Source organism: Tessaracoccus yangjingae (genome assembly GCF_054483935.1).
In genome coordinates, this window is sequence record NZ_CM137014.1 from 3,004,613 (window position 1) to 3,018,933 (window position 14,321).

The following is a 14,321-nucleotide window of genomic DNA, read 5'->3' on the forward strand; positions in this document are numbered from 1 at the left end:
CTCACCTCCCCGAGCTTCCCGGGCTGGAGTGCCACAGCTTGCGCGGGGCCTCGGCCGCGCCGGTGCCCGCCGGCTTGATGTCGGCGTAGGGCGACTGCCTGAACCCGCTGGCGTGCACCAGCACCCGACGGCGCCCCATGCCGCCCGCCCGGGTGTGCTCCTGCGGGTCCGGCGGGGGCTCGTCGTCCGTGGGCCCGCCCAGGCCGTCCGTCTGCGGGGGCCGGGGCGTGGGCGACGGGGCCGCGTGCCAGTGCCCGACCAGGGAGTAGCCCACGGGCACCTCGTCGATGATGGCGGCCACCGCCGCGACGGCCTCAGCCTCCGTCGCCCCCTCGGCAAGCGCCGCGCGCCAGGCCTCGTCGAGCCGGCCGAGGTCCCAGCAGCCGGTGGCGCGGATGGAGACCCCGCGCGGCCCGGTGCGGCGGACCTTGCCGCGCACCAGCACCATCCAGGAGGCGAACACCGTGGCCGCGTACGGGCCCTGCGCGTCCTCGAAGAAGGTGGCGTCCACCGGGCCGGTGGAGTCGTCGAGGGTGAGGAAGATCACGCGCCGCCCCGAGCGCACCGGCGGCGTCTGCGTGGCCACCTTCACCCCCGCGACGAGGATCTCGGCCTGGTTGCGCTGCTGCAGCAGGGTGCGCGAGCTGGTGGCGCCCAGCGCCCGCAGCAGGGGGAGGTAGCGCTCCATGATGTGGTGGCTGACGTCCAGCCCGAGGATCTCCAGCTCCGCCTTCAGCCGCTGCTCGTCGTCCATCTCCGGCAGCCCGGTGACGGGGACGTCCGCGGTGGGCTCCGCCTCGCCGTCGCCGAAGTCCAGCGCGCCCTGCACGGCCTGCGGCGAGTGGCCCACCCGCTGCCGCTGCGCCCGGGCGAGCTCACCCGGGTCTACCGCTGCGGAGGTCCTCCGGCGTCCCTTCGCACGCGACACCGCCCGCTCGTCCGCCCGCCGCTCCCGGTGCAGGTCCGCCAGCGCCAGCAGCAGGTCCCGGCGGGTCACCTGGCCGCGACGCTTGACCGGGGCGTGCCGCCCGATGCGGTAGAGGGCGTCGAACGCGCCGGCCAGGATCAGCCGCTCGACGACGGGCTCGGCCACCCGGGCCCGCGCCCAGAAGTCCGACAGCGACGCGTAGGGCTGCCCTGCGACGATGCGCTCCATCTCCGCCTCGGCGATGCCCTTGACGTCGGCCAGCGAGAGGCGGATGCCCCAGCCGTCGACCTGCGGCAGCCCGTCCGAGGTGGGCGGGGCGCCGATGGCGAGGTGCTCCGGCAGCGCCATGGGCTCCTCCCCTGCCCCGTCGGCCAGGGCCTCGGCGCGGTACTGGGCGGTGCTGCGGTTGACGTCCAGGCCCAGCACCGCGATGTTCATCCGCCGCGCCTCCTCCAGCAGCAGCCGCTTGGGGTACATGCCCGGGTCGTGGGTGAGGATGCCGGCGAGGAAGTGCGCCGGGTAGTAGCGCTTCAGCCACGCCGACTGGTAGGTGGGCAGCGCGAACGCCGCCGCGTGCGCCTTGCAGAACCCGAACGAGGCGAACGACTCGAGGATGCCCCAGATCTCGGCGATGAGCGCGTCGTCGTAGCCGCGGGCGGCCGCCTTGGGCCAGAACCACTCCTTGACCTGCGCCTGGCCCTCCTTGTCCCCCAGCGCCCGGCGCACCTCGTCGCCCTGGGCCAGGGTGCAGCCCGTGGCGATGGAGATGATCTGGATGATCTGCTCGTGGAACACCACCACGCCCTGGGTCTGTTCGAGGGCCGGGATGAGGCTGGGGTGCAGGTACTCGGGCTCCGCCCAGCCCTGCCGCGCCTCGAGGAACGGGGTGATCATGTCCGACTTCACGGGGCCGGGGCGGAAGAGGGAGATGTCGACGATGAGGTCGTGGAAGGTCTCGGGGCCGAACTTGCCCACCAGCTCCCGCTGGCCCGGAGACTCGATCTGGAAGCAGCCGAGCGTGGCGCGGTGGGCGATCATGTCGTAGACCGCCGGGTCGTCGAAGGGGTCCAGCTCGTCGATCAGCGCCGGCGGGCCGGCGGGCGAGGTGCGCCGGATCTCGTCCAGCGCGTGCGACATGGCCGACTGCATCCGGATGCCGAGCACGTCAAGCTTGAGCAGGCCCAGGTCCTCCACGTCGTCCTTGTCGAACTGGCTCATGGGGTAGCCGCCGAAGCTGGCCTCCAGCGGGGTGCGCTGCCCGAGCGACGAGTCGCTGAGGATCACGCCGCAGGGGTGCAGGGCGATGTGCCGGGGCAGGCCGTCGAGGGACTCGACCAGGGAGAACAGCACGTCCAGCCGCTGCTCCCCCAGGCCGGCGGCGCGCAGCTCCGGCAGGTCCCGCAGCGCGGCTCGGGCGTCGCGGGCGCGGATGTGCGGGAACGCCTTGGCCATGGCGTCGATCTCCACCGGCGGCAGGCTGAGGGCGGCCCCGACGTCGCGGACCGCGTGCCGCACCCGGTAGGTCTCGATCATGGCCACGCACGCCACGCGCTGGCCGCCGAACGTGGCCAGGATCTTGTCGTAGACCTCCGTGCGACGGGCCGATTCGACGTCCAGGTCGATGTCCGGCAGCGCCACCCGCAGCGGGGAGAGGAACCGCTCCATGATCAGGCCGTGCCGGATGGGGTCCACCCCGGAGACGCCGAGCGCGTAGTTGACCAGGCTGCCGGCGCCGGAGCCGCGGGCGGCGCAGCGGATGCCGAGGCCCCGGATGAGGCCCACCACGTCCGCGACCGTGAGGAAGTAGGACTCGAACCCCAGCTTGCCGATGACGGCCAGCTCGTCGTCGAGGCGCCCGGTGACCTCCGCGGTGAGGGCGCCGTAGCGCTGCGCCAGGCCCGCCTCGCAGCGGGCGCGCAGCACCGAGGGCGCCAGCTCGACGGTGGTGCCGAGCGTCTCGAACTCGGGCAGCCTGATCTCCCCCAGGCCGACGTCTCCGACGGGGTCCAGCCGGCAGCGCTCGGCGAGGTGCCGGGTGGCGCGCAGCAGGGCCGCCCCGTCCGGCTCCCCGGCGAGGCGGGCGGCCTCGTCGGCCGCGGCCCGCATGGCCTCCCCCGGCTTGAGGTAGCCCTCGGCGTTGCGCCTGTCGATGGTGCGCACGTCCAGCGGGGCCAGCCGGCGGGCGGCGTCGAGCACGTCCGCGGTGGCGGCCTGCTCCCGCCGCGCCATCCGCACCGCGTTGGTGAGCACGACGGGGACCGCGAGCCTGCGCGCCAGCCGGATGGTGCCCGCGGCCTGGTGCGCCGACCCGGCCCCGCGGCCGCCCGTCTGATGGTTGGTGGCGGCCAGCACCAGAGCGGTGCCCAGCTCCGCGCGCCACCGTCGGGCCGCGGCCTCAGCCAGGTCCGGGCGGTCCGCGGCGAGCGCCTCGCCCACCTCCGAGTCCGCGCCGAGCAGCACCACCGCGTCCCGCCCGGCGCAGTGCCGCACGATGAGCTCCAGCGAGACCGCCGGATCCCCGCGCTCTCCCGTGAGCTGGGCGGCGGTGATGAGCTCGCACAGCGTGGCCCACCCCGCCCTGGAGGTGGCCAGGACGACGGCGCGCGGGAGCCGCTCGTCGCGCAGCTGGCCGCCGCGGGCCGCGGTGGGGCGCCTCCCGGCCCGCCACCCGTCCGGGCGCACGGCCAGGTCCACCCCGACGATGGGCGCGATCCCCGCCTTCAGGCAGGCCTTCGCGAACCGCACCGCGCCGTAGAGGCCGCCGCGGTCCGTGATGGCCAGCGCGTCCATGCCGTGGCGCACCGCCTCCGCCACGAGCTCGCCGGGGTGGGAGGCGCCGTACTGGAAGGAGTAGCCCGAGGCCACCCGCAGGTGGACGAAGTCCGACATCAGTCGAACACCGCCCGGAGCACCCAGTCCTCTGAGTCCACGGTGCGCGCCAGCTCGTAGACGCCGCGGTGCCGCCCGTTGCCGGCCTCCACCCGCCACACCTCCTGCTCGGCGAGCAGGTCCCCCTGGGTGGGCGCCACCTCCTCGCCCCGCGCGGCGCGGACCTGGCGGCCCGTCCACCACGGCGTGGCGCGGCTCCAGCGGCCCTGGACCTCCTTGACCAGCAGCAGCCGGTCCCGCCAGATGAACTGGCGCGGCTCGTCGCGGAACAGCACGTGGATGGGTTCGTGATAGGTGCGCATGGGTGCCTCCCGGGGATCCGTGGTGTGTGCGATTCGACCCGGGAGCCCAGGGCCCGGCTCAGGGGTCGAGGCTGAGCCGGGGCCTGGGCGGCCCATACCGCGGCGGCCTGCTCAACCAGAGCTTCCCCGAACTAATCGAACAGGCGTGCGGTAGTAACTACTATATGCCTCCCCTCCGACAGAACGTCAAGCCCTCCGGTGGGCCGATTCCCCACCGGTGATTACGCGCCGCACGCCGGGGCCTCGAGGCAATACCCTGGGCCGCATGCTCACGATCCGAGGCGGCACGCTGGCCGGCATGGCCTGCGCCGCGCGGCTGGCGAAGCTGGGCCACGAGGTGCGCCTGGACCTGGCCGGTGGGCCCCTCGGGGGGCGCTGGGCGGCGGAGCGCGGGGCCCTTCCCCCCGTCGTCACGCTGCCCGCCACCTGGCGGGACCTGTTCAAGAAGACGGGTCGCCCGCTGGAGGCCGAGCTGGCCCGCGCGGGCCTGGCGCTGGCGGAGGCTCCGCCCGCCGTCCACCGGTTCGACGACGGCGCGGAGCTCGCGCTGCCCACCGAACGCGGGCGGCAGTTCGCGGTGCTGAGCGCTCGGTACGGCGAGGGTGTCGCGGGGCGGTGGCGGGACCTCCTCGACTCCCTCGACGACGCCTGGCTGGCCGCGCGCCGGTTCGGGGTGGAGCGGCCGGACGCCCCCCGCACCGCCGAGGACCGCCGGGCGCTGCTGCTGGACCGCACGCTCGCCGATGTCGCGGACAGGGCGGGGCATCCCCACCTGGCACGGATCGTGCTGGACCTGGCGCCGGTGGCCGGCACGGGGTCGCGGCGGGCGCCGGGGCTGCTGGCCACCCGGCTGGCGGTGGAGCGCACGTTCGGGCGGTGGCAGGTGGTCGACGACGCCGGCCGAGCGCAGCCCGGGGGCAGGCTGATCGAGGTGCTGGAGGGGCGGCTGGCCACGCGCCGGGTGGGGATCGTCGACGGGGCGGGGGCCGGGCCCGCCGTCGACTGCCTCCCCCGTCGGCCCCGGTGGGCGCGGGCCGCGCGGGCGCCCGCCGTCGGGCAGGCGGAGACCGATGTCGCGGCCGGCGGCGCGGCGGAGACGGTGGACCACACCGGCCCAGCGCCGGTGCTGGGCTGGCGGATCCCCGGCCGGGAGTTGACGTGGGACTACCGGCGGGCGCGGCCCGACATCGCGTGGGGCGTGGAGCCGGCGTCGGCGCGGGCCTGGGCCCGGCGGCCGCCCGTGGTCGCGGGGACGCCGGCCGCGTCGTCGTGCTCACCAGCAGGTCCGGAGCCCTGGGCCGAACTCGCCAGCGCCGCGCTGGCGGTCTACGAGCTGCACGAGCGGCGCACCGGCGAGGACGCGCGCCCCACGAACCGGGCGCGGCGGTAGGCGGGCCGGGTCAGGCGCGGCGGGTCAGGCGGCGGTCGTCGTTGACGTGGGCGTAGTAGATGCCGATGAGCACGCCGCCGCCGATGAAGTTGCCCAGGAGTGCCACCGCGACGTTGCCGATGGCCGGCCACACGTCGATGCCCGGCCCGAAGCCGACGATGGTGAACAGGATGGTGTTGGCCACCGAGTGCTCGAGGCCCAGGAACGCGAAGATGAACACCGACATCACCATGGTGAGCGCCATGGTGATGGAGTCCTTGAGGAAGCCGTTGTAGACCAGCAGCATGGCCACGTTGATCATGAGGTTGCAGAGGATGGCGCGGATGAACAGGTCCCCCACGCCGGACAGGGAGGCCATGTAGCCGAGCTTGATCTCCACCGCGGCCAGCATCTTCTCCTCGACGTGACCCGCGGTCAGCGTCGAGTAGCGCGCGAAGACGGCCAGCAGCAGCCCGCCGAGCGCGTTGCCCAGGAAGCACAGGCCCAGCAGCATGAGCCCGCGCAGCTGCCCCAGCCTGCGGTGGTACACCGCGATGGAGCTGACCATCATGTTGGAGGTGAGCAGCTCGGACTTGGTGTAGTAGATGAACACCAGCGCCCAGCCGAACACGAACGCGCCGACGGCCTTGCCGAGCCCGTAGCCGCCCTCACCCAGGGAGTCGATGGAGTCGAAGACCGACAGCACCGTGAAGTACGCCACATAGAACAGGCCGATGAGGATCCCCGCCATGGCGGCCCGCTGCAGGTACTGCAGGGTGATCCGCCGCGACATCTCCGCCTTGGTGTCGGCGGCCTCCAGCACGGCGTCGATGAAGAAGTGGCCCGGGAACAGGCGCTGGTATGTAGGATCCACGCGCCAAGTTTGACATGACTTAGCCCGTCGCGATAGACCGGGGCGCGCTAGTTTCAATGTATTTTGTCAGAACATATTCTGGGACGTGCCGCGGCGGCCGATGGGGTGACGTGTCGCACTTCCCGCGGAGGAGTGCCGGCAGTGGCGGTCACCTGTGACCGTGTTGAGCGTGAGGTGCCGCACTGGGGGACCGTCTCCGCGGTGGAGGCTCGCGTTGCATCCCGTAGAGGTGACGAGTGCGTCGGCTGGAGGCGCGACGGCGGCGCACCCCGCCCACACCACGAACGCCAGTGCCCCCCGCTGCGCGCTACCGAGTAGGCTTGACTGTCTGTCTCAACCCAGAGGATGCAAAGAAGTTGACTGAATCGCGCTCGGACCTCGACCATGAGATCGCCCTTGAGCAGGCGCACGTGGACAAGGTGTACGCCAACCTGTCCACCGCCACGGCCAGCGCGAAGTCCATGGCTCAGCAGGGGCGCGAGATCTTCATCTCGGACCGCACCAACTTCCTCCGCGAGGAGGACAGCACCGCGCTGTTCGAGCGCGACGCCTTCGCCTACCAGGCCGCCCGCCGCCTCGCGATCCTCGACGCCGAGCACGAGGGCCTGGTCTTCGGCCGCATCGACCTGACCACCGACGAGGCCCGCTACATCGGCCGCATCGGCGTGCGCGACGAGGACTACGAGCCGCTGGTCATCGACTGGCGCGCCCCCGCCGCCGAGCCGTTCTACCGCGCCACCCAGGCCGAGCCCATGGACGTGGTCCGCCGTCGGGTGCTGCGCTGCCGCGACGACCGCGTGATCGGCATCGAGGACGACCTCCTCGACGGCTCCGCCGAGTCCGCGCTCCCCATCTTCGGCGAGGGCGCCCTCATGGCGGCCCTCAGCCGCGCCCGCGGCCGCACCATGCGCGACATCGTGGCCACCATCCAGTCCGAGCAGGACGAGGCCATCCGCGCCCCCTACCAGGGCGTCACCGTGATCGCCGGCGGCCCCGGCACGGGCAAGACGGTGGTGGCGCTCCACCGCGCCGCCTACCTCCTCTACACCAACCGCGCCCGCCTGGAGAGGGGCGGCGTGCTGGTGGTGGGCCCGTCGAACGTGTTCATGAACTACATCGAGCGCGTGCTGCCCAGCCTCGGCGAGGACTCGGTGGCGCTGAAGGCCATCGGGGGTGTCGCGGGGGACGTGCTCGGGCTGACCAGCGAGCGGGTCGACGAGGCCGAGGCGGCCACCGTCAAGGGCAGCCTCGCCATGCTGGGCGTGCTGCGCCGCCTGGTGCGCACCCCGCTGATCGACCAGCCCGAGGCGCTGCGCGTGCGGGTCACGGTCAAGGGCGAGGTCCTGGGCCTGGGCGAGCAGGAGCTGGCCCGCATCAGGGACCACGTCCTGGCCGGCACCAAGCTCAACCGCGGCCGCAGACAGGCCACTGACCAGGTGGTACACGCCCTGGTGCGCAAGTTCCCCGACGACGTGTCCATCGAGCCCGCGGAGCTCGAGGGCCGAGTGCGGGACCACCCCAGCCTGGCCATGTTCATGAACGCCTGGTGGCCCACCCTCACCGCGACACGCGTGCTGGCCCGGCTGGCGGACCCCGCCGTCGTGGCCGCCGTGGCGCCCGAGCTGTCGCTCGCGCAGCGGGAGGCGCTGGTGCGCTCCTACGCCTGGTTGGCGGCCGACGACGACGAGCCGGAGATCGTGCGCGGCTGGTCCGTGGCGGACATCGCGCTGCTCGACGAGCTGATCGACGTGCTGGGCCCTGCCCCGGAGGATCCCGAGCCGGAGATGGACGTGTTCCTCGAGGGCGGGGACGTGCCTGAGGTGCTCAGCACCGCTGACCTGCTGCGCCACGAGCGCGTGATCGACCCCGACGACGACCCGCAGAGCACCTACGCGCACATCCTCGTCGACGAGGGCCAGGACGTGACCCCCATGCAGTGGCGGATGCTGCGCCGACGGGGCCCGCAGTCGTCGTGGACCATCGTGGGGGACCCGGCGCAGAGCTCGTACCCGCACCAGGACGAGACGTCGCGGGCGCTGGCGGAGCTCGTGGGCCGCGGCCCCAGCCGGACGTTCACGCTCAGCACCAACTACCGCTCCCCCAGCGAGGTGTTCGCGCTGGCGTCGAAGGTGATCATGAAGGTGTTCCCGGACGCGGACCTGCCCAGGGCGGTGCGCTCCACGGGCGTGGAGCCGCTGCTGGCCAGCACCACGCGGGCCGGGCTGCACGACGAGCTGCGCGCCCAGCTGCTCGAGCTGGCGGGGCAGGTGAGCGGGACGATCGGCGTGATCTGCCCGCCGTCGCTGATCCGCGACGTGCAGCTGTTCGTGATGCAGGACGTGCGGCTGCGGGAGTTCGAGAACCGGCTCATCGTGGTGACGGCGCTGCAGGCGAAGGGCCTGGAGTACGACGGCGTGGTGGTGGTCTCGCCCGACGGGATCGTCGCGGAGGCGCCGGGCGCGGAGCGGGTGCTCTACGTGGCGCTGACGCGGGCGACGCAGCGCATGGTCACCCTCGACGTGGACACCGCGCGCTGGCGGAGCCTGCTGGCCTGACGGGCATCGCCCCTGGTGAAGGTGAGCTTGTCAGCGCGCGTTTCTGAGGCTTCGAGGCCGCTTCGCGGCACCTCAGCCAGCGGGGTTGGCACCTCAGCCGGCGGGGTCGGCACCTCAGCCGGCGGGGGTTGCACGTCAGCCGGCGGGGGTTGCACGTCAGCCGGCGGGGGTTGACACCTCAGCCAGCGGGGGTTCGCACCCTCAACCGGCAGGGGTTGGCACCTCAGCCGGCGGTCGCCTTCAGCTCGGCGAGCACCTCGCGGGTGGCCTTCGAGCGGTTCTGGGTGAAGAACTGCAGGCCGGGGGCCCCGGCGGCCAGCAGTCCGCGACACATCCGCACCGCGGAGGCCAGCCCGACCTCGCGCACCTCCTCCTTCGACGAGCAGGCCCGCAGCTCGGCGACGAGCGCGGCGGGCAGGTCGCGGCCGGAGAGGGCGGCGAAGCGCTCGATCTGGGAGATCACCGTGAGCGGCATGATCCCCGGGATGATCGGGATCTCACACCCCAGACCACTCATCCGCGACACCAGTTCCCCGTAGCGCTCGCCCTCGAAGAACAGCTGCGTGATGGCGAACTCCGCCCCCGCCTCAACCTTGTCGAGCAGGATGCGGGCGTCGAGGTCCGGGTCGTTGCTGGTCTCGTGCGGGTTCGCGAACGCCGCGACACCCACGCAGAACTCGCCCTCCGCCTTCACGAACTTCACCAGCTCGGTGGCGTTGGCCAGGCCGTCGGGGTGCGCGGTCCACTCACCGCCGCCGGGCATGTCGCCGCGGATGGCCAGGATGTTGGTCACGCCCGCCTCGCGGTACTCGGCCAGCGCCTCCGCCAGCTCGGCCTTCGACTGCCCCACGCACGTGAGGTGCCCCACCGTCAGCGGGCCGCCCGAGGCCGCGATCCGACGGGTGGCGCGGATGGTCCGGTCCCGCCGCGACCCGTTCGCCCCGTAGGTCACCGACACGAACGACGGCTCCAGCGGGGCCAGCGCCTCGACGGCGGCCCACAGGATGGGCTCCTCGTCCTCGGACCGTGGGGGGAAGAACTCGAACGAGTACAAGGGGCCCTGGGCGGAGCGGAACAGCTCCCCCACGGTCCGGAGGCTCGAAGCGGTCACAGGCATGGGCCAACAATACGAGCCGGGCTACTAAGCTCGATCCGTGAGCCGTTCCATGGACCCCTCCTCCCCGCTCGGTGCGCCGCTGATGTCCGCGGTCAGCGAAACCATCGACGCGTATCTGGCCGCGCAGGAGGAGATGCTCACCGCCGTCGGCGCCACCGCCCTGCTGGACGTGGCCCGCGAGGCCACCGCCGGCGGGAAGCGGCTGCGGCCCGCCTACTGCTACTGGTCCTACGTGGCCGCGGCCGGTCGGCCGGCCGATGACGCGCCCCTGCTGAAGGTGGCCTCCTCCCTGGATCTGCTCCACGTGAGTGCCCTGGTCCACGACGACCTCATCGACGCCGCGGACACCCGCCGGGGGCTCCCCGCCGCCCACAAGCGCTTCGAGCAGCTGCACGCCCTCAGTGGCGGCCGGGGGGACGCGGCGGAGTTCGGCACCTCGTCGGCCATCCTCCTGGGGGACCTGCTGCTGATGTGGAGCGTGGACCTGGTGGACTCCTCCGGCGCCGCCCACCTGGACCGGGCCCGCCCGCACCTCAGCGCGATGCGGGCGGAGGTGACGGCCGGGCAGTACCTGGACGTTGCGGCCCAGTACGGCGTGACCGGGGCGGTCACCGTCGCCGAGGAGCTGGACGTGGCGCAGCGGGTGCTGGAGTACAAGTCCGCCAGCTACTCCATCCGCCGGCCGGCGCAGATCGGGGCCGCGCTCGGCGGCGCGGACGACGCCCTCATCGGGGCGCTGGGCGAGTTCGGCTCCATCATCGGGCGCGCCTTCCAGCTGCGCGACGACGTGCTCGGCGTCTACGGGGCGGCGGCCGTCACGGGGAAGCCCTACGGCGGCGACATCCGCGAGGGCAAGCGCACCGTCCTGGTCCTCACGGCCCTCGCCAACGCCGCGCCGGAGGACGCCACCGAGCTCGACCAGCTCCTCGGCGCCCCCGGCCTCACCGACGACGACGTCACCCGCGCCGCCTCCCTCATCGACGCCTCCGGCGCCCGCGCACACGTGGAGGCCATCATCGACGACAGCCTCTCCCGCGCCCTGGGCGTGCTGGACGGGGCGCACCTCACCACCGACGGCCGCACCGCGCTGGGCGAGCTCGCCGCGCGAAGCGTGCAGCGTGAACACTGACGCCGAGCTCTCCGGCCTGACGGCCGCCGAGGTCACCGCCCGCATCGAGGCCGGGCAGGTCAACAGGCTGCCCGCCCGCTCGGGCCGCACCACCCTGGACATCGTGCGCGCCAACGTGGTCACCCGCGTCAACGGCATCCTGTTCGTGCTGTTCGTCATCGTGCTCGCCACGGGCAGCCCGGCGCAGGGCGCGTTCGCGATGCTGATCGTGGCCAACTCGATCATCGGCATCGTGCAGGAGCTGCGGGCCAAGCGCACCCTGGACAACCTGGCGGTCGTGGGCGAGGCGCACCCCGTCGTGCTGCGGGGCGGGGAGCGCCGTCAGATCGCGCGCGACGACGTGGTGCTCGACGACCTGATCCTCATCTACCCGGGAGACCAGATCGTCGTGGACGGCTCGGTGGTGGCGGCCGACTACCTCGAGGTGGACGAGTCGATGCTCACCGGCGAGGCAGATCCGGTGGCCAAGGAGCCCGGCGACGGGGTGCTCTCGGGCGCCTTCGTCGTGTCCGGCTCCGGGGCCTACCGGGCGGAGAAGGTGGGCGCGGAGGCGTACGCGGCCCAGCTCACCGCGCAGGCGGCGAAGTTCACGCTGGTGCACTCGGAGCTGCGCCAGGGCATCAACCAGATTCTGCGCTACGTGTCCTACCTGCTGATCCCGGTGGGCGCGCTGACCATCTACGTGCAGTTCAGCCAGCCGGACACCACCTGGCAGGAGTCGGCGCTGCGGATGGTGGGGGCGCTGGTGCCGATGGTGCCCGAGGGCCTGGTGCTGCTCACGTCGATGGCCTTCGCGCTGGGGGTGATCCGGCTCGGGCGGCGGCGGTGCCTGGTGCAGGAGCTGCCCGCCATCGAGGGGCTCGCGCGGGTCAGCGTGGTGTGCGCGGACAAGACGGGCACGCTCACGCAGAACACCATGACGCTGGCCGAGATCATCGAGGTGGACGGCGGCGGCCCGGCCCGCACGCGCGAGGTGCTGGCCCAGCTCGTGAGCGCGGACCCGGCGCCCAACGCGTCGCTGCAGGCGGTGGCGGCCGCCGTCGGGGTCGCGGCGCGGCCCTGGCCCGTGACGGCGCGCGCCCCGTTCACGTCGGCCAGGAAGTGGTCCGGGGCCACCTTCGACGGCGAGGGCTCCTGGGTGCTCGGCGCGCCCGACGTGCTGGCCGAGCCCGCCGCCGCCGCGCGGGCCGACGTGATCGCGGCCTCGGGGCGACGGGTGCTCCTGCTGGGCCGGGCCTCCGGCCCCGTCGACGCCCCGACCGCGCCGGGGCCGGTGGTGCCCGTCGCGCTGGTGGTGCTGGACCAGCTCACGCGCCCGGACGCGAGCGAGACCCTGGCCTACTTCCAGGAGCAGGGCGTGCGCCTCAAGGTGATCTCCGGGGACAACGCGGCCTCCGTCGGCGCCGTGACCCGCTCGCTGGGCGTCGACATCGGCGACCCGATCGACGCCCGCACCCTCCCCCCGGCCGGGTCCGAGGAGCTGGCCGAGGCGGTGGACACCAACGACGTGTTCGGGCGGGTCACCCCCGAGCAGAAGCGGCAGATGATGGGCGCGCTGCAGAGCCGCGGCAACGCCGTCGCGATGACCGGCGACGGCGTCAACGACGTGCTGGCCCTCAAGGACGCGGACCTCGGGGTGGCGATGGGCTCGGGCGCGCCGGCCACCCGCGCGGTGGCGCAGATCGTGCTGCTGGACGACAGGTTCGCCACCCTCCCCTACGTGGTGGCGGAGGGGCGCCGCGTGATCGGCAACATCGAGCGCGTGGCGAAGCTGTTCCTCACCAAGACCATCTACGCCGTGGGGCTGGCGCTGGTCACCGGGCTGATGGGGCTGCCCAACCCGTTCCTGCCGCTGCAGATGACCATCGTGGGCTGGTTCACCATCGGCATCCCGGCCTTCCTGCTGAGCCTGGCGCCCAACCGGGAGCGGGCGCGGCCCGGGTTCGTGCGCCGCACGCTGACGGTGGCGGTGCCGTGCGGGCTGATCGTGACGACGGTGTCCGTGGTCACCTACGTGGTGACCCGCGGCTTCGGGGAGGTCTCCGACGCGGTGCAGCACCAGGCGTCGACGGCCACGCTGATCGCGTTGATCATGACGGCCACCTGGGTGCTGGCCACGGTCGCTCGGCCCTACTACTGGTGGCGGGTGGGCCTGGTGGCGTTCGCGTACTCGTTCTACTTCGTCATCTTCGCGGTGCCCGTGTGGCACGACCTCCTGACCATCGACACGACCAACCCGGCGGCCCTCACGGTGGGGCTCATCGCGGGGCTGGCCGGGATGGCGGCGGTGGAGGCCGCCTGGTGGATCACCGCGATGATCAGAGGCGACTCCACCCGGCTGTGGGCCCCTCCCGTCAGGCCGTGAACGCGTCGTCGCCGTAGGCCTCGGCGCCGGGCTCCGACACCCAGGCGGCCCTCAGCGCGGCGGCCAGCTCCTCGGTCACGGCGAAGGGGTCCGCGGAGCGGAAGACCGCCGTCGACACCGCCACCCTGCGCGCCCCCGCTCCGATGACGGAGGAGACGTTGCCCGGCTCCACCCCGCCGGCGGCGAACCACACCGGCCCGGCCGGCAGCGACATCGGAGGGTAGCGCCGCGCCATCTCCTCCAGCGCGTCGGTGACCCGGCCGTCCTCGACGGCGGGCCCCACGAAGGCGAAGCTGAACGGGTCCCCGTCCACCGCGTCGGCCTGGTCCGCGCCGTCGATGGAGCGGCCGAGCAGCGCGAACTCGTGCGGCCGGCGGAACCCGAAGGGGCGCCAGCCGGGCCTGCGGTAGTACACGACGTCCGCCTTACAGGCCTCGCCCACGTCGGCGGAGTCCGTGGCCACGATGGTCTGCAGCCCGAACAGCCGCCTGCGGGCCACGTCGATCACCTGGGCGGCCTCCTCCACGCTGCGCTCGCCGCGGGTGAAGAGCAGCAGGTCGGCGCCGTGGGCCGCGAAGTCCGCCGCCTCCGACTCGGCGTGGTCAGGCGGGACGACGAGGGCGAGCCGCGCCATGCGCAGGCGGGTCTTGAGTCCGACGAGTGCGGTCATGGGCGCCAATCTATCCCCGGCGGGCGCCTTGTTCGGGGCTTAGGACCGGACTCGCCGCCGCGTCGAGGATGGTTGTGGGGCGTCGCCGCACTACAATCGGACTCCAAGACGGGCTCGTACGGC

At 73.3% G+C, this 14,321-nt stretch carries 9 protein-coding genes; 4 read left to right on the plus strand and 5 right to left on the minus strand.

Translation table 11 applies throughout. The annotated features are described in order from the left end of the window. Position 1: 1 nt before the first annotated feature. Both ACX1D3_RS13575 and ACX1D3_RS13580 read right to left on the minus strand, forming a co-directional pair. Positions 2 to 3,817 (minus strand): DNA polymerase III subunit alpha, encoded by a 3,816-nt coding sequence (locus tag ACX1D3_RS13575; RefSeq protein ID WP_458994354.1) that lies wholly within the window; start codon positions 3,815 to 3,817, stop codon positions 2 to 4. Further along, positions 3,817 to 4,119, minus strand: a complete 303-nt coding sequence (locus ACX1D3_RS13580) for a DUF6504 family protein (protein WP_458994355.1) — start codon at positions 4,117 to 4,119, stop codon at positions 3,817 to 3,819. The genes ACX1D3_RS13575 and ACX1D3_RS13580 overlap by 1 nt, the downstream gene beginning before the upstream one ends. 265 nt (positions 4,120 to 4,384) lie before the next feature. On the opposite strand from ACX1D3_RS13580, the gene ACX1D3_RS13585 reads away from it, so the two are divergent. Continuing rightward, entirely contained in the window at positions 4,385 to 5,509 is a 1,125-nt protein-coding gene (locus ACX1D3_RS13585; RefSeq protein ID WP_458994356.1) for a phytoene desaturase family protein, read from the plus strand. Between the two features lie 10 nt (positions 5,510 to 5,519). Here the strand turns inward: ACX1D3_RS13585 and ACX1D3_RS13590 are convergent, their stop codons facing one another. Next, a complete protein-coding gene (locus tag ACX1D3_RS13590; protein WP_458994357.1) occupies positions 5,520 to 6,362 on the minus strand; it encodes a formate/nitrite transporter family protein in 843 nt (280 codons plus the stop codon). Between the two features lie 356 nt (positions 6,363 to 6,718). Between ACX1D3_RS13590 and ACX1D3_RS13595 the strand changes: the two genes are divergently transcribed. After that, positions 6,719 to 8,917, plus strand: coding sequence for a HelD family protein (locus ACX1D3_RS13595; RefSeq protein WP_458994358.1), 2,199 nt, complete (start codon positions 6,719 to 6,721; stop codon positions 8,915 to 8,917). Between the two features lie 223 nt (positions 8,918 to 9,140). On the opposite strand, the gene ACX1D3_RS13600 is transcribed toward ACX1D3_RS13595, so the two are convergent. Continuing rightward, positions 9,141 to 10,034 carry a methylenetetrahydrofolate reductase gene (locus tag ACX1D3_RS13600; RefSeq protein WP_458994359.1) on the minus strand — a complete coding sequence of 298 codons (894 nt, stop codon included), beginning with the start codon at positions 10,032 to 10,034 and terminating at the stop codon, positions 9,141 to 9,143. Positions 10,035 to 10,083: 49 nt separating this feature from the next. Here ACX1D3_RS13600 and ACX1D3_RS13605 point away from each other — a divergent pair, with 49 nt between their 5' ends. Both ACX1D3_RS13605 and ACX1D3_RS13610 read left to right on the plus strand, forming a co-directional pair. Then, positions 10,084 to 11,163, plus strand: coding sequence for a polyprenyl synthetase family protein (locus ACX1D3_RS13605; protein WP_458996562.1), 1,080 nt, complete (start codon positions 10,084 to 10,086; stop codon positions 11,161 to 11,163). Continuing rightward, the gene (locus ACX1D3_RS13610; RefSeq protein ID WP_458994360.1) at positions 11,153 to 13,528 is read left to right on the plus strand and encodes an HAD-IC family P-type ATPase; all 2,376 of its coding nucleotides are present in this window, start codon (positions 11,153 to 11,155) and stop codon (positions 13,526 to 13,528) included. Before ACX1D3_RS13605 ends, ACX1D3_RS13610 begins: the two co-directional genes overlap by 11 nt. Here ACX1D3_RS13610 and ACX1D3_RS13615 read toward each other — a convergent pair. Continuing rightward, on the minus strand, positions 13,518 to 14,198 hold the full coding sequence (locus ACX1D3_RS13615; RefSeq protein WP_458994361.1) for a thiamine phosphate synthase: 681 nt from the start codon (positions 14,196 to 14,198) through the stop codon (positions 13,518 to 13,520). The genes ACX1D3_RS13610 and ACX1D3_RS13615 overlap by 11 nt on opposite strands. Positions 14,199 to 14,321: the final 123 nt, after the last annotated feature.